The organism is Micromonospora sp. NPDC005215 (genome assembly GCF_040607915.1).
Classification (GTDB): domain Bacteria; phylum Actinomycetota; class Actinomycetes; order Mycobacteriales; family Micromonosporaceae; genus Micromonospora.
Genome location: NZ_JBEXHQ010000002.1, coordinates 83,943 through 109,455 on the forward strand (window position 1 = coordinate 83,943; position 25,513 = coordinate 109,455).

Sequence of the window (25,513 nt, forward strand, 5' to 3'; positions counted from 1 at the left end):
GCCGGAGCCGGTCGGCTCAGGCTTGCCTGTCCCGGGTCGCACGGTCCAGCGCACGGTCCAGGACGACAAGCAGCGCGTCCCGCACCGACAGCCGGTCCCGGGCGTCGAACTGCACCAGGGGTACGTGGTCACCGATGGCCAGTGCCCAGCGGATCTCACCGAGTTCCAGGGCCAGCCGCCCGTCGAAGGCGTTGACTCCCACCACGAACGGCAGCCCGGCCCGTTCGAAGAAGTCGATCGCCGGGAAGCAGTCGTCCAGCCGGGCGCTGTCCACCACGACCAGCGCGCCGAGCGCCCCGCGGGCGAGGTCGTCCCACATGAAGCCGAACCGGGCCTGCCCCGGCGTGCCGAACAGGTAGAGCTTCAGACTGCGATCGATTGTCACGCAGCCGAAGTCCATCGCCACCGTCGTGGTGGTCTTTGTGGAACGGACACCCGGATCGTCCACGCCGATCCCGGCGCTTGTCATCTCGGCCTCGGTGGTCAGGGGAGCGATCTCGGAGATCGCACCCACGGTGGTGGTCTTGCCCACCCCGAACCCACCGGCCACCAGGATCTTGACCGGGATCGGCGGTGCCGCCGGCTTACCGACCGGCGGCGGTGACGTCCCCGCTCCGGACGGAGGCTGGTACGGCGGCGGCGGTGTGCCGGCACGTCCGACTGCCGGCCCGCCGCTCGGCACGGCGTAACGGGCGGCTGCGCTGTTTCCGGCGACCCCGCCGAGCGGGGCGACCGGCCATTCAGGAGATCGCACGAAGTCCATCAATCACTCGCAGGATGAGGTCGGGGTCGGCGGCGTCGTTGGTGTCGGTGACGTGCACGTCCAGGTGGCCGGCCGCCCGTAGGTCGCCGACCAGGACCCGCGTCACCCCGAGGTGCAACCGGGCGCGGGCCGAGATCTCGGCAACCGAGATCGGTTCCGCGCAGAGCGCGATGATCGCCTCGAATTCCGGTGCCAGCAGGGCACCGGGCGGGCCGGTCGACCAGCCGCCGTCCGTGCGGGCGGTCACCTGCGTCTCCAACCCGATCGCCGGATCGGCACCCGCCACCCGTCCCGAGGTGAGCACGAAGGGGCGGGGACCGGCCGGCCGGCCACCGCCCGGCTCCGGCTCCGGCAGCGGCGGTACCACCACGTCGCCGGCGCCGGTCGGGGGAGCCGTGTGCAGGTACGGGCGGATCCGGACCCTGGGTTCCGGGTCCGGGTCCTCACCGGCGACGTCGGGGGTCACTGCTGAACGGCGTTCTTCAACTCGACGATCAGCCGCGGGGTCAGGGCGCCACCGGCCCGCCCGGCGAAGAGCGTCATCTCGTACGCGACGGTGCCCAGGTTGGCTGACCGGTCGGCGACCACCCCGAGCACGGAACCGCTGCTGATCGCGCTGATCAGCAGGTAGCCGTCGGCCATGTCGACGATCACCCGGTTCAGACCGCCGAGCGCGTACCAACTGGCCGCCCCGCCGGCGAGACTTGTCATCCCGGAGACCACCGCAGCCAACCGCTCCGCGTTGGACCGGTCCTTGATCGCCGACATGGCCATCAGCAGGCCGTCCGACGAGACCGCGATCGCCTCCAGGACCCCTGCCGTGCCGGAGGTGAAGGAGTCCAGCAACCAGTTGAACGTACGGGCCTCCGGGCTGAGGTCCCCGCTGGCGCCGGACTGGCTCTGGTCGACGTTGTCGTGCAGGAAGGGACTGGTCACCGTGATGATCCTTCTTCGTTCCGGCGGTCTGGGCCGACTTCGCGGAGAGCGCGGGCGACGCCCTCCTCGAACTCGCTGATCCGCTTGCGGACCTCGGCCGGGTCACCGAGGTGGGTACTGGGTGGCTGACAGGCCGGGACGACAGTGAGGTTCGCCCCCGGCACCCGTCGGCTCAGTCGGGGTCGACCCGGGGTGGCGTCGGACGGGCCGGCGCCACCGGCCACCGTAGGGCCGACGCCTCCCGGTGTGCTCGGCAGGTCGACGGTGTTCAGTTCGGCCCGGCGTACACCGGCCTGGAACGCCTCGACCAGAGCCCGGGCTTCGGCGGGGTCCGCGCCGGTGGCGTCCACCGGCCGGGTCGGGGTGGCGGCGGCGTGCAGGCTGGCCCCGGGCACCCGCTGCCGGACCCGCGGCGCGCTCGGTGAGCCCGACGGTGCCGGCTCCTGGGCAGTGGGGACGGGCTGCTGCGGCTGGCCGGGGCCGAACGCGTTCCAGGACGGGCTGGCCTCCAGGCTGCGGGTGGCCCGGCTGAGCAGGTCCGAGTCGAAGCGGGCTGGCTCGGCGACGGCCGCCGTGATGGACCGCGCGGCGCGCTCGGATGCGGCCGCCGTACGCCGGTCTCGTTCCGGCACCGCGGCCCGGGCGACGGTGCTCCCGGCCGGGTCGGCTCGGCGCAGCACCAGTGACGTCGACGGGATCTCCAGGTGTGCCGTCACCCCACCGCCGGTGGTGGTGGCCAGGCCCACCTCCCAGCCGTGCCGGCGGGCCAACCGGCCCACCACGAAGAGACCGAGCACCTCGGTCGGCGCCAGGTCGAGCCGTTCCCGGCGGGTCAACCGGGCGTTCTCCTCGGCCAGCCGTTGCTCGCCCATGCCGATGCCGTGGTCCACGACGGTGATCCGCGCGCCGAGGCCGGAGGTGTCGGCGGCCACCAGCACCCGGGTGTGCGGCGGGGAGAAGGCGGTGGCGTTCTCCATGAGTTCGGCCAGCGTCAGGATGAGGTCGCCGACCACCGCCGGCGCAGCCGAGATGCCCGCCGGCACCCGCACCTCCACCCGGGTGTAGTCCTCGATCTCGCCGAGCGCCAACCGGACCACGTCGGCCAGCGGCACCGGCGCGGTGTGGGCGTCGGCGCCGGCCGAACCGGAGAGCACCACCAGGCTGCCGGCGTTGCGCCGCAACCGGCTGGAGATGTGGTCGAGCCGGTACAGGTGCTCCAGCCGGCCCGGGTCGGCCTCCTGCTGCTCCAGCCGGTCGATCAGCGCGATCTGCCGGCCCACCAGGTTCTGGGTGCGCCGCCCGACGTGGCCGAACATCTGCGCCACGTTGCGTCGGCCGGCGACCTGACGTTCGACCAGCCGGGCGGCGGTGCTCTGCACCCGGTCGAAGGCCCGCGCCAGGTCGCCGATCTCGTCGTTGGCCCGGATGTCCACCGGCTCCAGGCGCACCGGCTGGGGGCTCTCCCCCTCGTCGTCGGTGACCCGGACCAGCTCCGCCTCGGCGACCCGGGCGACCCGGTCGGCCGAGCGGGTGAGGCGGGTAAGCGGTCGGGCCACCGTCCGCGCGACCGCCGCGCTGAGCAGCACCACCAACGCCAGGATCAGCGCCGCCGTGGCCCCGACCAGGTACGCGGCCGTCAGCGCGCGCCGCTGCTCGGCGGTCACCGCGGTGAGCACGTCGGCGACCAGCTTCTTCTCCACGAACTGACCGAGCCGGATCATCGTGCGGACGGCCGGGAAGAGTGCCTCCATCGGCACGTCGCGGACCGCGGCGGCCGGGTCCCGGGCGCTGGTGACCAGGAAGTCCGAGCTGGTACGCGCGGCCACAGCCGCGTCGTTGAGCTGGGCCACCTTGAGCTGTTCGGGCGTGATCAGGCTGCGGAAGCGCTGGTTGTCGACCTGGAGCGCGGCGATGCACGCCACGTACCCGCTGATGGTGTCGGAGCTGCCGATCGCCTTGACCAGCAGGCTCAGGGTGGCGCAGGCGCCCAGGCCCTCGTCGACGCGGAGCAGCCCGTCGAGGGCGAGCACCTGACGGCCCGGCAGCGTCTCGGTGTCCACCCCGAAGATCAGCCGCAGCGACTCGATCAACCCCAGATTCACCGGGCCGAAAGCCTCCATCACCTGACCCGGGTTCGCGACCCGGGCCAGCACGGCGGTGCGCAGGTCGACGAGGCTGGACACCCCGTCCAGGGCGTGGTCGACCCGGTCGGTCAGCGCGTCGCTCCGCCCGGCCCGCAGGTCGGCCACCCGGTCGTCGACGTCGGCGGACTTGCGGACCACCTCGCTGCGCTCGACCCGGCCGAGCAGGAAACCGACCGAGAGGATGCGTTCCTGCTGGAGGTCCTGGACCAGGCTGCCGACCCGGCTGGCGAGCCGTACCCGCTCGGCGGTGTCGCTGGCCCGCTGCGCCGCGGCCACCCGGTCGAGCATCACGGGCACGGCCAGGCCGACCATGCTGAGCAGTGGGATCACCACGAGCAGCGCGAGCTTGCCGCGGATCCGGAGCCTACCGAGCAGCATCGAAGGCCCCCCACTGCGCGGGCTCCGGATCGCGGGCCGCGCCGGCCGGTTGCAGCTCGCGCTGGTCGCTGGGCACCGGTCGCCACGACTCTGCCGGCGACGGGGCGTCGGCACCCTCCGCGTGGGTCGCGGCCAGGGCCGCCCGGCGCCGGGCCCGGCCACGGGCGACGACCAGCAGCGCGGCGAGCCAGCTCAGCAAGAGCACGGCGAGCACTCCCGCTGCGCTGATCAGCCAGCGGTCCCGGTTGAACTCGTCGATGCGCTCGACGAGCAGGGCGTCCAGCTCGGCGAGGATGACCGGCTGAAGTTGGCGGGCTGCGCGCTGCGTGTTGAGCCCGGCGGCGCTCAACTGACCGGGGTCCACCACGCTCGTGCCCTTGGCCGGGGTGGAGTACGCGGCCAGCGCCTCCACCGAGCGTTGGTAGGTGTCCAGTGGGGTCAGCACGTTGGCACCGAGATCGGTGCTCTCCGAGCCGTCCACGGCGGAGCGCAGGTTGTCGACGAGGTCACCGGCGGGTGCCAGGGCGGCCACCCGCAGACCGGTCAGCTCCATCAGGCCGCGTGGTTGCTCGGCGGCTGGCCGGCGGGAGACCAGCGTGCCCAGATCGGCGAGCCGGCCGGCGGACACCACCGCCTCGGGCAGTTCCTGGCCGGCGCTGTCCTGGAGGAAGAAGGAGTCAGTGACGGGATCGCGTACCAGCCCGGAACTCTCCCGGACCTTGCGGTGCAGTGCCAGCAGCAGGTCCGTGACCTCGCTGTACGCCGTGAAGGCGGACTCCGGGTCGGCGGGGCTGCGGCCGCGCAGTGCCTCCAGCTTGGCGCGTAGCCCGGCCCAGCGTTCCTGGCTGAGTAGCTCGGCGCCGATGCGGGCGTCCACCGCCGCGGCCCCCTCGACCGCCCGGTTCAGCGCGTCGCCGGACACCTGTCGATTGCTGACCGCGGCGGACTGGGCCTCCACGAGGGCGTCGGTGACCGAGCTCAGGGCGGTGAGGTACTGCACGCCGAGTCGCTCCCGGACGGCCAGGTCCCGGTCGTCGGTCGTCTGCCGCCAGGCGGATGTGACGAGCAGACCCACCGGTGCCAGTAGCGCCCCGATGAGCAGCAGCGGCAGCAGTCGGCCCAGGGTGGACGGACGTCGACGGGCCCGCGGCGCGGGGACTGTCATGGTTGTGTCTCCTCCGGCATGGGGCGCGGATCGGCGCGGCGTCGGGTGACCCGACAAGTCCCGTGCACCGGACCGGAAAACTAACCGACCCCCCTACTGGTCAGGCCTTGGTGGGCGAGTCAGGTTCGCGTCAGTTCGAGCAATGTCACAGTTCGCCCGCGTTCCCAACACGCTCTGTTTCGTCAGTGCGTGTGACATGGAGGGATCGAGGGGGATATCAGTGAAAGATCGGAATTCACGGGATCCGAACTCAACTCACTGGGCCGCGTCGGACATGGCGCGCTCGCTGCCCCCCGCGCACCGATCGGGGCAACCGGACGGACGTACGGCGGATCTCAGCCAACGCTCAGGCTGCGGGCCGTAGCGTGTGCCGCATGACATCGCCGTCGCCGGCCGCGTGGATCCGGCGTGCCCTGCCCACCCGCCGTCGCGGGATCGCCGCCGCGGCGGTCGTCGTGCTGCTGGCCGCCGCCGTGACCTGGGCGGTATGGCCGCAGGGGCCGGGCGTACGCACCGAGAGCGCGATGCTCACCGTCCGCTCCGGACCGTCCGGCGACCAGCCGGTCGACCTGGACACGACCTTCTACGTCCCGGGCGACGCGTCATCCGGGCGGAAGGTTCCGGCGGTGCTGCTGGCACACGGGTTCGGCGGCACGAAGGAGTCGGTGCGCTCCGACGCGGAGGAGTTCGCCGGGCGCGGCTACGCGGTGCTCACCTGGACGGCCCGGGGCTTCGGCCGCAGCGGCGGTGAGATCCACCTGGACAGCCCGGACCACGAGGTGCGCGACGCGTCTCGGCTGCTGGACTGGCTGGCCGCCCGACCGGAGGTCCGCACCAACGCCGCCGGCGACCCGCAGGTCGGTGTGGTCGGCGGATCGTACGGCGGCGGGTTGGCGCTGCTGCTTGCCGCTCAGGACCCTCGCGTCGACGCGATCGTCCCCATGATCACCTGGAACGACCTGTCCCGCGCCTTCCTGCCGGAGAGCACCGGCGGAGCGCCGACCGAAGGTGTGTTCAAGAAGGGCTGGGCCGGTCTGTTCTTCGGCGGCGGCGGCAACGTGGGTTCCGGCCCGGCCGGGCTCTCCGGCGGGACCGCCGCCCAGCCGCAGGGCGCACCGGCGTCGGCCGGCCCGCCCAGCCCGGGGCCGGGTGCCGGTCCGGGTACCGGTCCCGGTGGTGCCCCGGCCGGTGCGGCCGACCCGTCCTGCGGCCGGTTCGCCGCCGACGTGTGCGCCGCGTACCTGCGGATCGCCACGACCGGTCGGGCCGATCAGGCGGCAGTGGACCTGCTGCGCCGCTCCAGCCCGGCGGGCGTGCTGGACCGGATCAAGGCACCCACCCTGCTGGTGCAGGGCGAGGCGGACACGCTCTTCCCCCTCGGCGAGGCGGACGCGAACGCCAGGGGCATCGCCGCCGCCGGCACCCCCGTGCGGGTCGCCTGGTTCACCGGCGGTCACGACGGTGGGAGTGGACCCCGCTCCGACGAAGACCGGGTGAAGTTCCTGACCGTCCAGTGGCTCGACCACTACGTCAAGGGCGAGGGCGGCGCGCCCGGCGACGACTTCACCTGGTCGCGGATCGCCGGGTTCGACGCGCTCGACCGGGGTCTGGTCGCCATCGGCTTCCGCCGCGCGGACTACCCGGGCCTGACCGGCAGCGCCCGCCGGGAGGTCACGGTCGCCGGGCCGGCCCAGCCGATCGCGAACCCGCCGAACGGCAACCCGGCCGCCATCTCCTCGATCCCGTTCGCCGGTGGGCTCACCTCCCTGCTCGACGGCGTGGCCGGTGACGTGCCCGGCCAGCACGCCAGGTTCGAGTCGACACCGCTGACCGAGGCGGTGGACGTGGCCGGTGCGCCCACCGTCACCGTGCGGGCCGCGTCGCCGACCGGTACGGCGGTGCTCTTCGTCAAGCTCTACGACGTCGACAAGGACGGCACGGCGACCCTGCCGAACGGGCTGGTCGCCCCGATCCGGCTCACCGGCCTGCCGCAGCAGGTGCAGGACGCCCGCCCGGTCACCGTGACACTGCCCGGGATCGTCCGCCGGGTGGAGGCCGGCCACCGGCTGCGACTGGTGGTGGCCACCTCCGACCAGGCGTACACCACGCCCGTCGAGCCGACCGTCTACACGGTGGCGGCGGACGGCGCTGTCACCCTGCCCACTGTCGACGGCGAGCCGATCCCCACCGCCGCGACGCTCTGGCGCTGGGTGCTCGCCGGTCTGCTCGCCGCCATCGCGATCGGCCTCGTCGTGGTCGTCGCCGTGCTGCGCCGCCGGCATCGCCGCCAGGACCGGTCGGTGCATCCGGAGTACGCGGACACGCCGTTGGCAGTGCGCGCACTGCGCAAGGAGTACGCGGACGGCTTCGTGGCGGTGTCGAACGTGGACTTCGAGGTGCACCCCGGTCAGGTGGTGGGTCTGCTCGGGCCCAACGGCGCCGGTAAGACCACCACCCTGCGGGTGCTGATGGGGTTAACCCAGCCGACCGCCGGGGAGATCTACGTCTTCGGTCGCCGGCTGGTGCCCGGCTCGCCGGTGCTGTCCCGGATCGGCGCGCTGGTCGAGGGACCCGGGTTCCTGCCGCACCTGTCCGGGCTGGAGAACCTGAAGGCGTACTGGCGGGCCACCGGCCGGCCGTGGGAGGACGCACAGTTCGACGCGGCCCTGAAGATCGCCGGGCTGGGCGACTCCGTGCACCGGAAGACCAAGAACTACAGCCACGGTATGCGCCAGCGCCTCGCCATCGCCCAGGCCATGCTCGGCCTGCCCGAGCTGCTGGTGTTGGACGAGCCGACCGACGGGCTCGACCCGCCGCAGATCGCCGAGATGCGCCGGGTGCTCCAGCGGTACGCCACGGACGGCCGGGCGGTGCTGGTCTCCAGCCACCTGTTGGCCGAGGTGGAGCAGACGTGCACCCACGCCGTGGTGGTGAACAAGGGCCGGATCGTGGCGTCCGGGCCGGTGGAGGAGATCGTGGGCGAGTCGCCGAGTGTGCTGTTCGACGTCAGCGACCCGGTGGCGGCGCGGGCCGTGCTGGACCGACTGCACGGGGTGCGGGTGCTGCCGGAGAGCGACGGCCAGTTGGTGGTCGACACGAACGGCACGGCCCGCAGCGAGGTGGTGGCCGAGCTGGTGCGCGCCGGCATCGGGGTGGACCGGGTGGTGCCGCGGCGCCGCCTGGAAGACGCGTTCCTCGCCCTGGTGGGCGACAACTCTCGGGGAAGCGGTGACCGGTGATGGCTGTTGTCGACGCGGGCGAGGCCCAGGGCTACCGGCCGTCGACCACCATGCCGTTCGCTGCGGAATTCCGTCGGCAGGCGTCCCGGCGGCGGACCCAGCTGGCGCTCGGGTTCATGGTGCTGCTGCCGCTGATCATCCTGATCGCGTTCCAGTTCAACTCCGGTGGCGACGACGACAACGGCAACAACGAGTTCGCCAGTCTGGTGGACCTGGCCACCTCCGGCGGGCTCAACTTCACCCTCTTCTCGATCTTCGTGTCGGCGTCGTTCCTGCTCGTGGTGGTCGTCGCGCTGTTCTGTGGCGACACGGTGGCCAGTGAGGCGAGCTGGGGCAGCCTGCGCTACCTGCTGGCGATCCCGGTGCCCCGGGCCCGGTTGTTGACGGTGAAGCTGGTGGTCGCACTCGCGTACTCGGGACTGGCTCTTGTTCTGTTGGCTGGCACCGCGCTGCTGGCCGGCACCCTGCGCTACGGCTGGTCGCCGCTGCGCAGCACTGTCGCCGCCGAGCTGGAACCCACCGAGGGGCTGCTCCGGTTGCTGGCCGTGCTCGGCTACCTGGCGGTCGTACTGCTGGTGGTGGCCGGGCTGGCGTTCCTGCTGTCGGTGACCACGGACGCCGCGCTCGGCGCGGTCGGCGGTGCCGTGCTGCTCTGGATCCTGTCCAGCATCCTGGACCAGATCACCGCCCTGGGCGCGGTGCGCGACTTCCTGCCCACCCATTTCAGCACCGCCTGGCTGGGGCTGCTCTCGACCCCGGTGCAGACCGACGACGTGGTGCGCGGCTGCATCTCGGCGATCAGTTACGCGACGCTGTTCTGGGGACTGGCGTTCTGGCGCTTCACCCGCAAGGACATCACGTCATAGGGGCCGGGTCCAGGCCGAGAGCGCGGAGGCCCATCGCGGCGTCCCCGCCGGTCGAGCGGATCCGGAAACCGGAGGCCGGGCAGTCGGCCAGCGGGTCGGTGCTCGGGGACGGGCTCGGAGCGATCGGCGGCCGGCTCGGAGGGTCCCCGCCCTGGCCCCGATGGTCGCCGGTAGTGCAGCCGCCGAGCGCGAGAGCCATCGCGACCGTCGCGATGACCCGTCGCGGTGCTGCCGTGTCGCCGGAGACCATTCGTTGATCCTCGCCCACGTGGGTGTGCCGCCGCCGCCCGGCCCCGACAGTCGGGTGCCGTGTCGAGCTGCCCCATATCTGGGCCGACTTCACTGTGGACCTTGACCTCACGCCGCACCTCCCGACCACCCTCGGCGCGAACTATTAACTCAGAGTTAATAGTTGCCTCGGTCACCTCCTTGTCGGCCAGCACTCGGCGCATGATCTGCACGATGTTGGGAACCGAGGTCCCGTACAGCTCCGCCATCTGAGTCTGAGTCAGCCCAGACAGTCCCCTTGCTTGCACGCAGCTGGACGACGGAGCTGCCGTCGTCGGCGCGGTAGAGAATCAGCTCGCCGGCAGGATCAGTCATCCGTGGCTCCCTTCGGTCAGGGCTCGGGTGATCTCGGTGGCGTCGAACCGGGCGGGCTGGAAGTCGGCGGCCGAGGCCAGCCCGAGCCATTCCAGCCGGTCGCCGTGTTCGGGGTGGGCGGGATCGTTCAACACCTCGACCAGTTCGGCGTACCCCCACACACCGCCACAGTCGTCCGGCGGGGCCGCCCGCCGACCGCCCGTGCATCGTGGGTACGTGATGGGCTGGCGAGGCAGCACCTTTTCCACAACGATCTCGTGCTCCCAGTTGTCACCGAAGTCGTACGTGTACCTGAACCGGTCGCCGACGCCGGGCGCTACCTGTTCCAGAGTTACCGGGGCCTCGGCGCGGTAGCCCAGCTCCCGGTCGGCGACCCCGAAGTCGCCGTAGGCGGTCTCGAAGACATGCAGGTGGGAGTCGTCCCAGCCGAAAGCCACCTGGATGATGTTGTGCAGGTCCGCCAGGCTGGTGTCGGCGGGCAGTTCCAAACGCCGCCAGATCGGCGGCTTCGCCCCCCGCAGACCCACCTTGAGCTGGTAGATCGGTGCGGCAGGGCCGGATTTCCTCCGCTTTGCCGGCAGCTTCCGCCCTGCGGTACGCCGTCCCGCCAGGGTTTGGATCTGCTGCGCCTGCCCGGCGATCTGGTTCATCATCGCCAGCAGTTCGAGGGTCGGCTGTCGGTCGTCGGCGTCGTGCTGGGCTGGTGGGCGCGTCGGCTCGGGCAGCGTACGGATCCGGGCTCGCAGCAGCACCGCCAACGGGTGATAGCCCGGCCCGTTCTCGTCGTCGAGTTCGTCGTCTAACTCCGAGGGGTCACATTCCTGGTCGTGGTCCGCACGGGCGTCGAGAGCTCGTTCGACCTGCCACCGAAACTCGGCCGGGTCCAGCAATTCCTCGGCGATCGTCAGACCGGCACCATGGCCGTTCTGCACAATGGTGGTGACAACCTCGTTCAGGGCGTGGGCAGGGAAGAGCACGATGTCGGCCGCCGCGTCACAGTCGAGATGGTCGACGTGGACGAGGAACCCGTGTGATCGCCCCGCCCGCTCGAAGGCGCAGACGAGCACGGAGGCGCTGCCCGCCGGGTCGGCAAATCGTCGACATGGGCCGACCCGCACGGGCTGGCGCAACTCACCGGCCCAACTCGGCGCTGCGACGCCCTCGTCCATTAGGCGCTGGGCGGCGGTCGCAGCGACGGTGCCCTCCCGTACTGCGTCGATCGCGAGCAGCACCGCGAGCGCTTCCGACGTGGCGATTTCGGCGATGGCCGGCAGTATGCCCTCGTTGAGGGCCTCGGTGAAACCTTCGCCGGCAAGGTCACCGGCGGACAGGAACGTCGCGGCAAACAACTCGGCCTCGATCGGATCGTCCGTCTTGATCAGGTCGGCAGCGCCGGCAACCAGGTCGCCGATGGGGTTCTGTGGGTCGAAGTCAGCATCTGAGCACGCCGGGCAGTCGCACTGGTCCGCCTCGACGGGACGGGCACGACGTACGACCTGCTGCCCGGACCGACTGGGCTTGGCGCGCTTACGACGGCGGCTCTCGGGACTCATCCGAGCATGTTTTCACGGCTGCCGGGGCGGCTTGACACAACGCGCCGGGGTGGTGGGTCCGCAGGGTGCAGCGGTCGCCGCCGGGTAGGCGGTGGTCGCACCAGACGCGGCTACGCACGAACTGGCGGTCTTCCTCGCTCAGCGTCGTCTCGCCGAAGTCGATGGCGGTCACGTGGCCGAGCGAGTCGCGCAGCGCCTCGGCCAGTGCCCGGGCACCGTCGACGCTGGTCAGGGTGGTGGGCAGGTGCACGATCCAGCGGGGCGGTGCCTCGTACTCCGTCATGGTCTTCCCTTGGCTGGGGTGGCGCCGAGGCGGGTGGGGTCGGCCGACGATCGCCCGGACAGTCGCTGGCCGGAGCCCGGCACCCGCCCCGGGCCTGCATCAGGTGGTCGCTCCGGACAACCCTTCGGTGTACGACGTCAGTGCCTCCACGGTCGCCGTGAGGCTCTCCGACATCAGGGTCGACCTGCTCGGCGGCCCGGGACCACTGCCCGCTCGCCGTCTCGGTGGCCGCGTCATGTGGCCTCCGTCGGTGAGCTGCCGTTGGGCGTCACCGGCCAGGTCGAGCGCGTCGTCCCCGCAGCGCCGGGCCTGCCGCTTCGGTCACGGTCACGGGACCTCCTCATGGTTGGTGTGGTGCCGGGGCAGCGCCACAACCAGCCCAGATGGGGGACATCTGAACCGCCATGCGCGCTGCCCCGGCTCGGTTTCGGGGCTGCCCCCGGAAGGTGAACCAACCCTGGTGCCAACCCGGGAGGCTCGTCCAAACGCTAATCCACCTAGTGACATAGGTCAACCATGTTCTTGAGGTGAAGCCGTGCGGCGTGATCAGATGGGGCTGCCAACCCGGGAGGACCACCCATGCCCGCGATCCCTTTGAGCTACGTCGACATCGCTGCGGACATCACTGCCCGCATCGAATCTGGCGAATACCAGCCCGGTGCCAAGCTGCCGTCCTACACGCAGCTCGGTGACCTCTACTCGGTGTCGTTCTCTACGGCTGCTCGCGCGGTGGCGCTCTTACGTGACCGCGGCGTCGTGGTCGGTGCGCCGGGGCGCGGGGTGTTTGTCAGGGAACGAGATGCCGGCGAGTCATGACCGTTAGACCGGGCGCAGGTACGCCCTGAGATTGTCCGTTGCTGTGCGGAGCATGGTGCGAGCCCTGTTCTCGAACGACGACGCCGATCGCATGGTCTCGATCCTGCACTCAATCAAGCACAACGCAATCTGGGCGAGCGAGGTCGTGTGACCGAGCTGCTTCAGCACGCGATCCGGGGGGTGGGGGTCTGGGGTCTGCCCCGCATCTGGGGCAGCTCGACAGGCCGTACCCACAGTATGGGAGCGCGCCCACGACGGGCGGCGCTGCCTGGATCCGGGTGTAACCGCAGCTCAGAGGCGTAGAGGCGGGCCTGCGCCGTCGAGGATGCTCGACGCGGGGCTGTGGACACCGGTACATTCCGACCGGGGACTTTCCCACTAACAAGGAATTTATAAGCTTCGATAGTTTCATGCCTCACATTGAAGAGATCCGATTCCTTCGATGGAGGTACCGATGAACGTTCCTCGGCTCGGCGGGCCGACCCTGTCCCTGTTCCGCATCGTGATCGGCCTGCTGTTCACGTTGCACGGCCTGACCTCGGTCTTCGGGTTGTTCGGCGGCAACCCGATGACCGGTGAGGCGATAGCGCTCGGCACCTGGCCGGGCTGGTGGGCCGCGCTGATCCAGCTGGTCTGCGGCGCCCTGGTGCTGGCCGGGCTCTTCACCCGACCCGCCGCTCTGCTCGCATCCGGCTCGATGGCGTACGCCTACTTCGTCGTGCACCAGCCGGATGATCTGCTGCCACTGCGCAACGGTGGTGAGCTGTCGGCGCTCTTCTGCTGGTCGTTCCTGCTGGTCGCGGCCCTCGGCCCAGGCGCCTGGGCGCTCGACAACCTGCTCGCTCGGCGTCGTGCCGACGCTCCACCAGTAGCGGTGGTCGAGCCGACCTCGATGGTGGTCTGACCGCACCTGTACCGCGCGTCGCCGGAGCCTCGACGAGGCGGGTCCGGCGACGCGCCGGGTGGGGTTGCGCGGGTGGGGCGACGATTTGGTGGACTCGAAGCGCTGTCGACCATTGGCCGTTCAGCTGGCCAGCAGGGCCGGTGTCGGGGAACCCACTGGGCGTTGGCGCATGACCTCCGCGATCGTGGTTTCGCCGGAGAGCCCGAGGTCGCCCAGCGGTCGGGCCGCAGCATCGAGATCTTCGGCGTTCGTGAGATGGAACGACCAGAGAAGCTCGTCAGCTACGTTGCAAACCACCACCGCCGCATCGCCGGACGGATGAAGTTGCGTGGAAAGGTCGTGGAGAGTGTCCGAGGGCACCGCGGTGATGAATAGAACCTCGCCCGTCCTGGTACGGGGCGACGAGAGCAACTGCTCCCGCTGCTCCGCCACCGTCAGAGCCGCACGTAGGCGTTGTGCGGTGGCAGAACGCTCAGTCCGGTGCCCATCCTGACTCTGGCGGATCAGGTAACTCGTGCCAGCCGAGTCGTACACGTCCTCCACATGGACACGAATTTGTACTGGCAGTGGGACATCGGCGAAGCGGAGGATTTCCGGCAGGTCTGCGCGCAGTTGAAGCAGGCTGCTGCGCCCGCCCACCAGCCCTGGTATCTGAGGGCTGTGGAAGGCCCAGTCCTCGTCATCCGTGTTCGGGCTGATCACGATCAGATCGATGACGTTTTCACGCACTCTTCAACACCTCCCTGGCTTCCTCGGGGGTGAGCCCGACCTGTTGTACCAGTATGACGCCGACCGCGCGTGGTGAGACCGTGGATTTGTCGTGGAAGGCAAAGGTGATCGACGGGCGACCGTTGGCAACGAGGCGGCGGTGAGAACCGGACTGTCGCTCAACCCGGTAGCCGAGTTCGCCCATGAGCAACCTCAACAAGGCTCTCGCCTTCAACGATGGCCACTGGCTCCCCATGCGCAGCAGTTTCCTCTATCCGAGCGTGTCTCACCCGTACCGACACTGCCGTTTGGAGGGGCTGTACTCAGCGCACGGACCGCTTGTCCGTCAGGCTCATCTACGCCGAAGGGCGAGGACTGAGGACCGCGTCCAGGAGGCCGGGGTAGCGGCGGTCCAGCTCGTCGCGGCGGAGCCGGACCAGGCGGCTGGTGCCGGCGGCCCGGGTGCGGGTCAGGCCGGCCTCGCGCAGCACCTTGAGGTGGTGGCTGCGGGTCGCCTTCGAGACGCCGAAGTCGAAGCTGCCGCAGGTCGCCTCGCCCCCCTCGGCCAGCGCTCGCACGATCTGTAGCCGCACGTCGTCGGCGAGTGCGGCCAGCACGGTGGTGACCGGTACGCCGGTCAGGTCGGGTTCGTGCGGCTCCATGTGACCAGTGTAACCCTTGTTCGACAACTATCGAACAACACCCTAGGGTCGGTGTCGTTGGTTCGACGATACTCGAACATTGGAGCTGACGATGCGACCCCGTGCCGCCGCCTACCCGCTGCTCGCCGTGCTCGGCTGGGGCGTGATGTTCCCGGTCCTGGCCAGTGCCCTGACCCGGGTCGACCCCCTCAATCTGACCACCGCCCGCTACCTGCTCGCCAGCGTCATCCTGGTCGCCATCCTGCTGCTCCGGGAAGGTGCCGGCGCGCTGCGCCACGGCGGCCGGACGGGCGAGATCGTGCTGCTGGGCGTTGTCGGCTTCGCCGGCTTCAACGTGCTCACCAACCTGGCGCTCGAACACGCCGCCCCCCAGCAGATCGCTCTCTTCGTGGCCACCACCCCGCTGATCACCCAGTTGGTCCGCTGGGCCCGTGACGGCGTACGGCCGAAGCCGCTCCTGCTGGCCCTCTCCCTGGTGGCGCTCCTCGGAGTCGGTCTGGTGATCACCCGCGGGAGCCTGGCCGGGCTCGGTCAGTTCGGGCTCGGTGGGCTGATGATGATCGGCGCGGTACTCGGCTGGGGCATCTACACGCACGGCGCCAGCCGGTTCGGCGACTGGTCACCGCTGCGCTTCACGACTCTGACCGCGCTCGCCGGCACGGCGGCCATGCTGGCCGCGAGCATCGGCGCGGACGCCGTCGGCTGGCAGCACGCGCCGGCCGCCGCCGATCTCGCGGCGGTCACCCCACAATTGGCGTACGCCGTGGTCGTCGGCGCGGTGATCGCGGTCCTGGCCTGGAACACCGGTGTGCAGCGGCTCGGTGCCGCCAACGCCGCGCTGTTCATGAACCTGGTCCCGGTCACCACCTTCGCGGTGCAGATCGCCCGCGGCTACCGCCCGGAGCCCATCGAGCTGGTCGGGGCCGCCATCACGATCGGCGCGCTGGTCGCCGCGAACCTCGCCACCAGGGCGCGGATCCGGCCGTCGTCGCCGCCGCAGTCGACCGCGATCACGGACCGGGTCGCGGTGGTCGACCCCGTTGCGGTGAACGCCCGCTGACCCCGGTCGCCGGCTGGATTCTGGTGGCCGCGCTGGTCGCCTTCGGTGCCGTGACGATCTATCTCGGGAAGCGACGCCGCCGGTAACTGGCTGAGTCGTTCGGCTCACAGCGTGGGATCCGCGGTAGAGGCGGCGGACATAGTTGCCTAGACTCGACGGCACAACTGCATACCTCATCCAGAGGGGCTGAGGGATACGGCCCGACGACGCCCCGGCAACCACCCCGCGCGCTCACCGCTGAGCGACCCGCGGGGCAGGTGCCAATTCCGTCCCCGCCGCACCGTGCGATGTGGGGAAAGATGAGAGGACCCTCGACATGACGTCGACGCTCGCCGCCTCCGGCATCGACACCTCCGCCAGCCCCGCCCGCGCCCTGGTCTGTCGTGCCTGCTCAGCCCGTTACCCGCTCGTCGCCCAGCACGCCTGCTACGAGTGTTTCGGCCCGCTGGAGGTCGACTACGACACCGCCGCCCTGGCCACCGTCACCCGCGAGCAGATCGAGGCCGGCCCGGAGAACATCTGGCGCTACGCCGCACTGCTGCCCGCCGGTCAGGACCCGGCCAGTCGGGTCACCCTCGATCCGGGTCTGACCCCGCTGGTGGCGGCCCCGAACCTCGCCGCCGAGCTGGGCATCACCGCACCGCTGTGGGTCAAGGACGACAGCGCCAACCCGACCCACTCGTTCAAGGACCGGGTCGTCTCGGTGGCGCTCACCGCCGCGAAGGCGCTCGGTTTCACCCGGTTCGCCTGCGCGTCGACCGGCAACCTGGCCAACTCGGTGGCCGCGCACGCCGCCCGCGCCGGGGCGCCCTCGGTGGTCTTCATCCCCAGTGACCTGGAGCAGGGCAAGATCATCACCACCGCCGTCTACGGTGGCGAGCTGGTCGCCATCGACGGCTCGTACGACGACGTCAACCGGCTCTGCGGCGAGCTGGTGGAGACCGACGAATTCGAGGACACCGCGTTCGTCAACGTGAACGTCCGGCCGTACTACGCGGAGGGCTCCAAGACCCTCGGCTACGAGGTGGCCGAGCAGCTCGGCTGGCGCATTCCGGCGCAGGTGGTCATCCCGATGGCCAGCGGTGAACTGCTCACCAAGATTGACAAGGCGTTCTCCGAGCTGGTGGAGGTCGGCCTGGTCGAGGCGCCGGCCGGCGGTTGGAAGGTCTTCGGCGCCCAGTCCGCCGGCTGCAACCCGATCGCCGTCGCGCTGCACGCCGACACCGACACGATCATCCCGGTCAAGCCCACCGGCATCGCCAAGTCGCTCAACATCGGTGACCCGGCCGCCGGCCTCTACGCCCTGGAGGCGGTCCGCCGCACCGGCGGCTGGATGGAGTACGCCGACGACGACGAGATCCGCGCCGGCATCCGCGATCTGGCCCGCACCACAGGTGTCTTCGCGGAAACCGCAGGCGGGGTGACAGTGGCGGTGCTCCGCAAGCTTGTCGAATCCGGTCGGCTCGACCCGACCGCGGAGACCGTCGTGTTCAACACCGGCGAAGGTCTGAAGACCGTCGACGCGGTGGCCGGCCAGGTCGGGCCGACCCACCACATCAAGCCCTCGCTGCGCGCCGCCCGCGACGCCGGTCTCCTCGGCTGACCCGATTGATCCACTCGGGTTCCTGGAAGCCGCGGTATCCGCCCAGCCCGGACACCCCGTTCTCAGGGAACCCGAGTGGATCAGGTGCGTAACTGGGGTTTCGCTGTGAGTATGGAAAACCCGCCGCTGCGGACTTGACGGCAGGAACCGGACGGCGCAAGATGCTCCGTGCGGGAGGGCATTTCGCCGAAGACTTTTGAAGTTCTTGCGACCCAACGCCGGAGGCGTTGTGCGAGTGTCCCTCCCGACCACGTTCGATCGGGCCAGCGAATAATTCGCTGGCCCGATCGCTTTCCCGGGGCGCACGCTCAGCGGCATGAGCATCACGATCGCCGCGTTCGACGAAGCCGACCGAGCCGCCGTCGACGAGGCGTACCTGATTGGCGCGGCGGCCAACGACGCCGACCTGCCGGACCTTCCGCCCTTCTGCCGGCGACGCTTCGACGCGTTGTTCCACACGCCGATGCCCGGTGCCGAGTCGCTCTGGGCGCTGGCGCGGCTCGACGGGGTGCCGGCCGGCTACCTCCAGCTGGACCTGCCGTACCTCGACAACACCGACAACGCCACCGCCGAGCTGACGGTGCATCCCGAGCTGCGGCGGCGGGGCGTCGGCCGGGCGCTGCACGAGCACGGGATCCGCCTGCTGCGCGAGAACGGCCGCAAGCGAGTGGTCGCGATGGCCGTCTCCGCACTGCCCGACGGGCCAGCCCGAAGCGGAGCGGGCGATGCCTTCGCCGCCGCCACCGGCGCCCAACCCGCCCTCGCCGAGGTGCGTCGCCGCCTCGACGTCGACGCGATCGACCGGGTCGCGCTGCGGGCGGCGCTGGCCGAGGCCCAGCCGCGAGCCGAGGGCTACCGGTCGGTCTGCTGGCAGGGTGCCACCCCGCAGGAGTACGTGGCGGACATCGCCTACCTGGACGGCCGGCTGCTGTTGGACGCGCCCATGGGCGACGTGCAGTGGGACCCGGAGCAGGTGGACGCCGAGCGCATCCGTGGCAACGAACGGGCGTTGGCCGCCCGAGGCCGGCGGTGCTACCACCTCGGGATGCGACACGAGGCGTCCGGTCGGCTGGTCGCCTGGACCCTGCTGGACGTGGGCGCCTCCGCCGACTGGCACGCGTTCCAGCAGATCACCATCGTCGACCCGGATCACCGTGGGCACCGGCTCGGTCTCATCGCCAAGGCCGAGAACCTGCACCACCTGCTCACCCACGAGCCGGCGGTCCGCGTGATCGACACCTGGAACGCGGCCAGCAACAGCTACATGGTGGCGATCAACGAACAGCTCGGCTTCCGCCCGGTGGACTGCTGGACCGACTGGCAGCTCACGCTCTGACGGGCATTCGCGCTACTGCTCGCGGGCGTGACTCAGGCATGCACCGTTGTCGGGCATTCGCGCTACTGCTCGCGGACGTGACTCAGGCATGCACCGTTGTCGGGCATTCGCGCTACTGCTCGCGGACGTGACTCAGGCATGATGGCGGGCATGACGGAGACCCCGCATCCCCTGTACGAGAGGCACGCCGACACCCTCAACCGTGCGCTGACCGCGATCACGGAGCGGGGCTACTGGTCCGCCTATCCCGAATCTCCCAGCCCCCGGGTGTACGGCGAGACCGCCGCCGCCGACGGTAGGACCGCCTTCGAGGCGTACCTCGGTGGTGATTTTCCGCTCGACCAGCCGGGCACCGGTGGACGGGTCGCCACCGAGGCGAGCCCGTTCGGGGTGGAGCTGGCGGTGCGTTACCCGCATGCCGGTCCCGGCGAGCTGATCGACGCCGCCTCCGCCGCGCTGCCGGCCTGGCGCGACGCCGGCCCGCAGGCCCGGGTGGGGGTCTGCCTGGAGATTCTCGACCGGCTGCACAAGCACATCTTCGAGCTGGCCAACGCGGTGCAGTTCACCACCGGGCAGGCGTTCGTGATGGCCTTCCAGGCCGGCGGCGCGCACGCACTGGACCGGGCGCTGGAGGCGTTGGCGTACGCGTACGCCGAGATGACCCGGCACCCGGGCACGGCCGACTGGGAGAAGGCCGCCGGTAAGGGCGACCCGCTGCGGATGACCAAGACGTTCCACGTGGTGCCGCGTGGGGTGGCGCTGGTGATCGGCTGCAACACCTTCCCGACCTGGAACTCCTACCCGGGGCTGTTCGCCTCGCTGGTCACCGGCAACCCGGTGCTCGTCAAGCCGCACCCGCGCGCGGTGCTGCCGCTGGCCATCACCGTGAAGTACGCCCGGGAGGTGCTGGCCGAGGCCGGGTTCGACCCCAACCTGATCATGTTGGCGGCCGAGGCCCCCGGTGAGAAGCTCGCCAGCGACCTGGCCCTGCACCGCTCCGTGAAGATCGTCGACTTCACCGGCTCCACCGAGTACGGCGACTGGCTGGAGACGCACGCCCGGCAGGCGTCGGTCTACACCGAGAAGGCCGGTCTGAACACTGTCGTCATCGACTCCACCGACGACTTCGCCGGCATGTGCCGCAACCTCGGCTTCACGCTGACCCTGTACAGCGGTCAGATGTGCACCACCTCGCAGAACATCCTCATCCCGGCCGGTGGCATCGAGACCGACCAGGGGCACCAGAGCTTCGACGAGGTGGCCGGCGGGATCGCGGCTGCGATCGGCAAGCTCACCGCCGACCCGGCCCGGGGCGTCGAGCTGACCGGCGCCATCGTCAACGACGGGGTGCTGGAGCGGCTGGCCGAGGTCACCAAGGTCGGCGAGCCGGTGCTGGAGTCGCGGGCCGTGACCCACCCGTCGTACGCCGACGCGGTGGTGCGTACCCCGACGATCGTGAAGCTGACCGCGGACGACGCGGAGACGTACGGCCGGGAGTGGTTCGGGCCGATCTCGTTCGCCATCGCGACGGACTCCACCGCGCACAGCCTGGAGTTGCTGCGCCGCACGGTCGGCGAGAAGGGTGCGCTCACGGCGGGGGTCTACTCGACCGACGAGGCGGTGCTGGACGCCACCGAGGCGGTGGCGGTCGAGGTCGGGGTGCACCTGTCCTGCAACCTCACCGGCGGAGTCTTCGTGAACCAGTCGGCGGCGTTCTCCGACTTCCACGGCAGTGGCGCCAACGCCGCGGCCAACGCCGCGCTCACCGACGGAGCGTACGTGGCCAACCGCTTCCGCATCGTCCAGTCGCGGCGTCACGCCTGAGCCGTTGTTGATCAAGAGGTTTGCGTCAGGAACAGCCCTCCGGCTGACGCAAACCTCTTGATCACCGGGGCCTGGCTCACGCTCTGCGGCGCATTTGCAGCTCGTTCAGGGCGGGGATGGTGGGGTGGGGGACGCGTACGCCGGTGTCGGTGAAGCCCAGCCGCTGGTAGGCGCGGTAGGCGCGGTCGTTGCCGACCACCACCTCCAGCAGCAGCTCCGGTCGGCCGCAGGCGCGTGACCACGCGGCCACCCCGTCGATCAGCTCACCGAGAAGTCCGCGCCCCCGCCACGCCGGCGTGATGTAGACCGCGTAGATCACGGTGAGCCCGGGTTCGTTCGGGGAGACCGTGCCACCGGCGTGTCCGACGAGCCGGCCACCCGGGTCGGCGATGAACTGCGCGTTGCCGGGGCCGGCCGAGGTGTACGCGACCCGGGCGGCGAACTCGGTGTGCGGCCGGGCCGCCGCGTCCGCCAGGGTCTCCAGGAAGGCCAACGGCGCGTCGGCGAGCATCTCCAGACGCAGTGCCCGCATCCGGGCGGCGTCCTCCGGCCGAACCCGGCGGATCTCCGCCTGCCGTAGGGCGGTCGCGCCCGTCTCGGTGGTCATGCCCGCATGCCTACCACAGGGTCGGTTGCCGGTACGGCCGTGCCCGCCAGCGGCGGCCCGGCGGCCGGTGACCCTGTGGCCCGGGACCGCCCGGCGGCCCGGCGGCCGGTGATCTTGTGGCCCGGGACGGCCCGGCGGCCCGGCGGCCGGGAGTTGCACCGTGCAATCACCGACATGGATCCGGCCTATCGAAAAGCCGACCGACTGGCGGAGTCGGACCAGTCTCGCAATGCGCCCGATTTGTGGCCGTGCGCGGCGCTCACTCCTCGTGTAGCGTGCGATTTCGGTCACCTTTCTCAATGGTCGCCATCGATCGCTGAGGTGGTGGTCGGTGGGCGTCCGGCCGTGCCGTGCGCCAGGTCAGGCAACACCGCGCATAGTGAGGGAAGTGCACAGTGGCACAGGGCACCGTGAAGTGGTTCAACTCCGAAAAGGGCTATGGCTTCATCGCCGTCGACGGCGGTCAGGACGTTTTCGTCCACTTCTCCGCGATCGAGATGGACGGCTACAAGGCGCTGGACGACGGTCAGCGGGTGGAGTTCGAGATCGCCCAGGGTCAGAAGGGCCCGCAGGCCGAGCACGTACGCGTCATCGCCTGAGCTTTCCTCCTTGAGCGGCCCCGCGCGTCGGGGCTGCGACACGGGCGCACAACCGGGAAGATCATGGCCGTTCCAGCCGATGCTGAGGAGCGTTCATGACTGACCAGCCGCCCCCGCCCACCCCACCCTCTGGGCCGGGGGAGCCGGGTCCGTCCGATCCGACAGTGCCGTACGGCAGTTCCGGCGCGGCAGGGGACACGCCATCCGAGTTGCGGCCGGGCGTACCTCCGGCTGGCCCGCCGCCCGGCTGGGATCCGGCGCAGGGCGGTTGGGATCCGGCGCAGGGTGGCTGGGGCCCGCCGCCGGGTTGGACGTTCCCGCCCACCGGCGGCTACCCACCCGGGTCGGGTCCCTACGGTGCGCAGCCGTGGTATCCGGGGCCGCCGGTTGGCTGGTACCCGCCGGGCTACGGGTTCGACCCGAACGACCGCCTTGTCACTCCACGCGGTGCCGGTCTGGCCGGCTGGTTCAACAGGTGCGGGGGAGCGCTGCGCCGGGGTTGGCGCCAGCTCGTGCCCATCATGCTGCTCACCCAGGTGTTGCCGGCGGCCGTACTCTCGGTGATCTCCCTGGGTGTCGACCCGACGGCGAAGTGGGACGTCCAGATCGGGGCTGAACCGACTCCCGCGCTGCCGGACACCTTCGCCACCGATCTGGCGGGTCTTCTCGTGGTGGCGATCGGCGGCAGTCTGTTGGTCGGCCTGGTGCAGGCCGTCGGGTGGGCCGCCGGCAGTTGGGTGATCACGCAGCAGGCGTCCGGTCAGCCGGGCAGCCTGGATTCCGCGCTGCGCTACGGCCTCCGGCGGGCACTCGGGCTCTGGGGCTGGACCCTGTTGATCAGCGTGATCGCCGGCATCGGCTTCTGTTGCTGCGTGCTGCCGGGCATCTACCTGACGTTCGCGCTGAGCATGGCCGGCCCGGTCTATCTCTTCGAGCGCCACAACCCGATCGGTCGATCGTTCCGGATGTTCCACGACCGGCTCGGCCTCCTGCTCGGTCGGGTGGCCCTGGTGGCCCTGGCGGTCATCATCGTCAACGTGATCTCCGGTGGCCTGGAGGGGGCGGGCATCGCCGCGTTCGGCACGGATCCCCTCACGTCGCCGGGCACCGCTGTCGGGGCGGTGGCGGTGATCGGGGTCACCGCCGTGCTGGCGCTACCGGCCCACCTGGCCCAGTTGATCGGTCTGCTGGTCACGTACGCCGAGCAGCGCGCTCATGAGGCGCCGGTGAACACCGCCGGACTGGCGGCGGAACTCGGCTGAGCCGCCCCATCGTGCTTGCACTCGGCAGGGGAGAGTGCTAAACAAGTCATTGGCACTCGCATACCGTGAGTGCCAGCGGTCGGGACGGTGGGGCCAGGTTGCACCGGCGTGGAGACGCCGGGGCGGCACATGGCCGGTCGTCGCGGGCTATCCGGCCCGACCGTAGGACGTCGTCGTCGCCAGGTGGCGACGTCCCAAGGTGCGCACACCAAGCGGTCTATCCGAGGCACACATCTCGGGTGGCCCGTGAGTGTCCAGGAGGACAACACCGTATGGCCAAGATGATCGCGTTCGACGAAGAGGCGCGCCGCGGCCTCGAGCGGGGCATGAACCAGCTCGCCGACGCCGTAAAGGTGACGCTCGGCCCCAAGGGCCGCAACGTCGTGCTCGAGAAGAAGTGGGGTGCCCCCACCATCACCAACGATGGTGTGAGCATCGCCAAGGAAATCGAGCTCGAGGACCCGTACGAGAAGATCGGCGCTGAGCTGGTCAAGGAGGTCGCCAAGAAGACCGACGACGTTGCCGGTGACGGCACGACGACGGCGACCGTCCTGGCCCAGGCCCTGGTTCGCGAGGGCCTGCGCAACGTGGCCGCTGGCGCCAACCCGATGGCCCTGAAGCGGGGCATCGAGGCTGCTGTCGCGAGCGTCTCGGAGGAGCTGTCCAAGCTCGCCAAGGACGTCGAGACCAAGGAGCAGATCGCCTCCACCGCCTCCATCTCCGCTGGCGACAGCACCGTCGGCGAGATCATCGCCGAGGCGATGGACAAGGTCGGCAAGGAAGGCGTCATCACCGTCGAGGAGAGCAACACCTTCGGGCTGGAGCTGGAGCTCACCGAGGGTATGCGCTTCGACAAGGGCTACATCTCGGCCTACTTCATGACCGACCCGGAGCGTATGGAGGCCGTCTTCGACGACCCGTACATCCTGATCGCCAACAGCAAGATCTCGTCGGTGAAGGACCTGCTCCCGATCCTGGAGAAGGTCATGCAGTCGGGCAAGTCGCTGCTGATCATCGCCGAGGACCTGGAGGGCGAGGCTCTCGCCACCCTGGTGGTCAACAAGGTCCGTGGCACCTTCAAGTCGGTCGCCGTCAAGGCGCCGGGCTTCGGTGACCGCCGCAAGGCCATGCTGACCGACATCGCCATCCTCGCCGGTGGCCAGGTCATCAGCGAGGAGGTCGGCCTCAAGCTCGACGCCGCCAGCCTCGACATGCTGGGCCGCGCCCGCAAGGTCGTGGTGACCAAGGACGAGACCACCATCGTCGACGGTGCCGGTGACGCCGAGCAGATCCAGGGCCGGGTCAACCAGATCCGGGCCGAGATCGAAAAGAGCGACTCCGACTACGACCGGGAGAAGCTGCAGGAGCGGCTGGCCAAGCTGGCCGGCGGCGTTGCGGTCATCAAGGTCGGCGCGGCCACCGAGGTCGAGCTCAAGGAGCGCAAGCACCGCATCGAGGACGCCGTTCGCAACGCGAAGGCCGCCGTCGAGGAGGGCATCGTCCCGGGTGGTGGCGTCGCGCTGGTGCAGGCCGGCAAGACCGCCTTCGACAAGCTCGACCTGGTCGGCGACGAGGCGACCGGTGCGAACATCGTCAAGGTGGCGCTGGACGCCCCGCTGCGGCAGATCGCCGTCAACGCCGGCCTTGAGGGCGGCGTCGTGGTGGAGAAGGTCCGTAACCTCGAAGCGGGTCACGGCCTCAACGCCGCCAACGGCGAGTACGTCGACCTGCTGGCCGCGGGCATCATCGACCCGGCCAAGGTGACGCGCTCGGCGCTGCAGAACGCCGCTTCCATCGCGGCGCTGTTCCTCACCACCGAGGCCGTTGTCGCGGACAAGCCGGAGAAGAACTCGGCTGCCCCGGCTGGCCCGGGTGGCGGGGACATGGACTTCTGAGTCCAGTTCCGACACCGAACGGGGCGGGCCGCTGACGCGGTCCGCCCCGTTCGTCGTCAGGTCGGCAGTGGGCGCTGGTTGCGCCGCTTCTGCGCCCGGCTGTACGGCGGAAGCAGTTGGATCGGCGCGTCCACCATCTCCCGTGGCTCCTCGACGACCGCCGAGTCGTCGTCGGTGGTCATCTCGGCCAGTTGCTCGGCGTCGCCGTAGTCGAGCCGGTCGAACGGCAGTTGGCCGGGGAGTTCGCCGACTGGTTTCCAGGTGATCGGCGGGCCGTCCTCGGTCTGGTCGTCATCCGTGGTCATGG

Annotated in this window: 24 protein-coding genes and 1 riboswitch; of the genes, 11 read left to right on the forward strand and 13 right to left on the reverse strand. The window is 70.5% G+C overall.

Annotated features, from left to right (window positions below; all coding sequences use genetic code 11):
* Positions 1-16 precede the first annotated feature (16 nt).
* Genes ABZU25_RS02495 through ABZU25_RS02515 form a run of 5 tightly spaced genes read right to left on the reverse strand, consistent with a single transcriptional unit; the run spans position 17 to position 5,386 of the window.
* Positions 17-763 carry an ATP/GTP-binding protein gene (locus tag ABZU25_RS02495; RefSeq protein WP_355027542.1) on the reverse strand — a complete coding sequence of 249 codons (747 nt, stop codon included), beginning with the start codon at positions 761-763 and terminating at the stop codon, positions 17-19.
* A complete protein-coding gene (locus tag ABZU25_RS02500; protein WP_355027543.1) occupies positions 741-1,229 on the reverse strand; it encodes a DUF742 domain-containing protein in 489 nt (162 codons plus the stop codon). Before ABZU25_RS02500 ends, ABZU25_RS02495 begins: the two co-directional genes overlap by 23 nt.
* The gene (locus ABZU25_RS02505) at positions 1,226-1,699 is read right to left on the reverse strand and encodes a roadblock/LC7 domain-containing protein (protein ID WP_355027544.1); all 474 of its coding nucleotides are present in this window, start codon (positions 1,697-1,699) and stop codon (positions 1,226-1,228) included. Before ABZU25_RS02505 ends, ABZU25_RS02500 begins: the two co-directional genes overlap by 4 nt.
* Positions 1,696-4,221 carry a nitrate- and nitrite sensing domain-containing protein gene (locus ABZU25_RS02510; RefSeq protein ID WP_355027545.1) on the reverse strand — a complete coding sequence of 842 codons (2,526 nt, stop codon included), beginning with the start codon at positions 4,219-4,221 and terminating at the stop codon, positions 1,696-1,698. The genes ABZU25_RS02505 and ABZU25_RS02510 overlap by 4 nt, the downstream gene beginning before the upstream one ends.
* Positions 4,208-5,386 (reverse strand): hypothetical protein, encoded by a 1,179-nt coding sequence (locus tag ABZU25_RS02515; RefSeq protein ID WP_355027546.1) that lies wholly within the window; start codon positions 5,384-5,386, stop codon positions 4,208-4,210. The genes ABZU25_RS02510 and ABZU25_RS02515 overlap by 14 nt, the downstream gene beginning before the upstream one ends.
* A gap of 374 nt (positions 5,387-5,760) precedes the next feature.
* Between ABZU25_RS02515 and ABZU25_RS02520 the strand changes: the two genes are divergently transcribed.
* Positions 5,761-8,625: an alpha/beta fold hydrolase gene (locus ABZU25_RS02520; protein ID WP_355027547.1), complete on the forward strand. Its 2,865-nt coding sequence runs from the start codon at positions 5,761-5,763 to the stop codon at positions 8,623-8,625.
* The gene (locus tag ABZU25_RS02525) at positions 8,625-9,491 is read left to right on the forward strand and encodes an ABC transporter permease subunit (protein ID WP_355027548.1); all 867 of its coding nucleotides are present in this window, start codon (positions 8,625-8,627) and stop codon (positions 9,489-9,491) included. The genes ABZU25_RS02520 and ABZU25_RS02525 overlap by 1 nt, the downstream gene beginning before the upstream one ends.
* Here the strand turns inward: ABZU25_RS02525 and ABZU25_RS02530 are convergent.
* The 3 genes from ABZU25_RS02530 to ABZU25_RS02540 all read right to left on the reverse strand — a co-directional run bounded on the left by ABZU25_RS02530 (position 9,481) and on the right by ABZU25_RS02540 (position 11,930).
* Entirely contained in the window at positions 9,481-9,741 is a 261-nt protein-coding gene (locus ABZU25_RS02530; protein WP_355027549.1) for a hypothetical protein, read from the reverse strand. The genes ABZU25_RS02525 and ABZU25_RS02530 overlap by 11 nt on opposite strands.
* 349 nt (positions 9,742-10,090) lie before the next feature.
* Entirely contained in the window at positions 10,091-11,647 is a 1,557-nt protein-coding gene (locus ABZU25_RS02535; protein WP_355027550.1) for a plasmid pRiA4b ORF-3 family protein, read from the reverse strand.
* Positions 11,622-11,930 (reverse strand): hypothetical protein, encoded by a 309-nt coding sequence (locus ABZU25_RS02540; RefSeq protein WP_355027551.1) that lies wholly within the window; start codon positions 11,928-11,930, stop codon positions 11,622-11,624. The genes ABZU25_RS02535 and ABZU25_RS02540 overlap by 26 nt, the downstream gene beginning before the upstream one ends.
* A 579-nt stretch (positions 11,931-12,509) precedes the next feature.
* Between ABZU25_RS02540 and ABZU25_RS02545 the strand changes: the two genes are divergently transcribed.
* Together ABZU25_RS02545 and ABZU25_RS02550 are read left to right on the forward strand one after the other, a co-directional pair.
* The gene (locus ABZU25_RS02545; RefSeq protein WP_355027552.1) at positions 12,510-12,746 is read left to right on the forward strand and encodes a winged helix-turn-helix domain-containing protein; all 237 of its coding nucleotides are present in this window, start codon (positions 12,510-12,512) and stop codon (positions 12,744-12,746) included.
* Positions 12,747-13,200: 454 nt separating this feature from the next.
* On the forward strand, positions 13,201-13,650 hold the full coding sequence (locus tag ABZU25_RS02550; RefSeq protein ID WP_355027553.1) for a DoxX family protein: 450 nt from the start codon (positions 13,201-13,203) through the stop codon (positions 13,648-13,650).
* A gap of 120 nt (positions 13,651-13,770) precedes the next feature.
* Here the strand turns inward: ABZU25_RS02550 and ABZU25_RS02555 are convergent, their stop codons facing one another.
* The 3 genes from ABZU25_RS02555 to ABZU25_RS02565 all read right to left on the reverse strand — a co-directional run bounded on the left by ABZU25_RS02555 (position 13,771) and on the right by ABZU25_RS02565 (position 15,020).
* Positions 13,771-14,379: a hypothetical protein gene (locus ABZU25_RS02555; RefSeq protein ID WP_355027554.1), complete on the reverse strand. Its 609-nt coding sequence runs from the start codon at positions 14,377-14,379 to the stop codon at positions 13,771-13,773.
* Complete coding sequence (locus ABZU25_RS02560; RefSeq protein WP_355027555.1) at positions 14,372-14,563, reverse strand: type II toxin-antitoxin system HicA family toxin; 192 nt, start codon at positions 14,561-14,563, stop codon at positions 14,372-14,374. Before ABZU25_RS02560 ends, ABZU25_RS02555 begins: the two co-directional genes overlap by 8 nt.
* Positions 14,564-14,714: 151 nt before the next feature.
* On the reverse strand, positions 14,715-15,020 hold the full coding sequence (locus ABZU25_RS02565) for a helix-turn-helix transcriptional regulator (protein WP_355027556.1): 306 nt from the start codon (positions 15,018-15,020) through the stop codon (positions 14,715-14,717).
* A 91-nt stretch (positions 15,021-15,111) separates the two neighbouring features.
* Here ABZU25_RS02565 and ABZU25_RS02570 point away from each other — a divergent pair, with 91 nt between their 5' ends.
* From ABZU25_RS02570 to paaN, 4 genes are all read left to right on the forward strand, one after another.
* A complete protein-coding gene (locus tag ABZU25_RS02570; RefSeq protein WP_355027557.1) occupies positions 15,112-16,080 on the forward strand; it encodes a DMT family transporter in 969 nt (322 codons plus the stop codon).
* Between the two features lie 170 nt (positions 16,081-16,250).
* Positions 16,251-16,386, forward strand: a riboswitch (SAM riboswitch).
* Positions 16,387-16,396: 10 nt separating this feature from the next.
* Positions 16,397-17,683 (forward strand): threonine synthase, encoded by a 1,287-nt coding sequence (gene thrC, locus ABZU25_RS02575; protein ID WP_355027558.1) that lies wholly within the window; start codon positions 16,397-16,399, stop codon positions 17,681-17,683.
* A 316-nt stretch (positions 17,684-17,999) separates the two neighbouring features.
* Positions 18,000-19,019 (forward strand): GNAT family N-acetyltransferase, encoded by a 1,020-nt coding sequence (locus ABZU25_RS02580; protein ID WP_355027559.1) that lies wholly within the window; start codon positions 18,000-18,002, stop codon positions 19,017-19,019.
* 150 nt (positions 19,020-19,169) lie between these two features.
* Positions 19,170-20,843 (forward strand): phenylacetic acid degradation protein PaaN, encoded by a 1,674-nt coding sequence (gene paaN, locus ABZU25_RS02585; RefSeq protein ID WP_355027560.1) that lies wholly within the window; start codon positions 19,170-19,172, stop codon positions 20,841-20,843.
* A gap of 76 nt (positions 20,844-20,919) precedes the next feature.
* Here the strand turns inward: paaN and ABZU25_RS02590 are convergent, their stop codons facing one another.
* The gene (locus tag ABZU25_RS02590; protein WP_355027561.1) at positions 20,920-21,450 is read right to left on the reverse strand and encodes a GNAT family N-acetyltransferase; all 531 of its coding nucleotides are present in this window, start codon (positions 21,448-21,450) and stop codon (positions 20,920-20,922) included.
* A gap of 395 nt (positions 21,451-21,845) precedes the next feature.
* On the opposite strand from ABZU25_RS02590, the gene ABZU25_RS02595 reads away from it, so the two are divergent.
* The 3 genes from ABZU25_RS02595 (at position 21,846) to groL (ending at position 25,206) form a co-directional block, all read left to right on the forward strand.
* A complete protein-coding gene (locus ABZU25_RS02595) occupies positions 21,846-22,049 on the forward strand; it encodes a cold-shock protein (protein WP_107161326.1) in 204 nt (67 codons plus the stop codon).
* Between the two features lie 95 nt (positions 22,050-22,144).
* Positions 22,145-23,311 carry a hypothetical protein gene (locus ABZU25_RS02600; protein WP_355027562.1) on the forward strand — a complete coding sequence of 389 codons (1,167 nt, stop codon included), beginning with the start codon at positions 22,145-22,147 and terminating at the stop codon, positions 23,309-23,311.
* A 272-nt stretch (positions 23,312-23,583) separates the two neighbouring features.
* Complete coding sequence (gene groL / locus ABZU25_RS02605) at positions 23,584-25,206, forward strand: chaperonin GroEL (protein ID WP_355027563.1); 1,623 nt, start codon at positions 23,584-23,586, stop codon at positions 25,204-25,206.
* Positions 25,207-25,262: 56 nt separating this feature from the next.
* Here the strand turns inward: groL and ABZU25_RS02610 are convergent, their stop codons facing one another.
* Complete coding sequence (locus tag ABZU25_RS02610; RefSeq protein WP_355027564.1) at positions 25,263-25,511, reverse strand: hypothetical protein; 249 nt, start codon at positions 25,509-25,511, stop codon at positions 25,263-25,265.
* Positions 25,512-25,513: the final 2 nt, after the last annotated feature.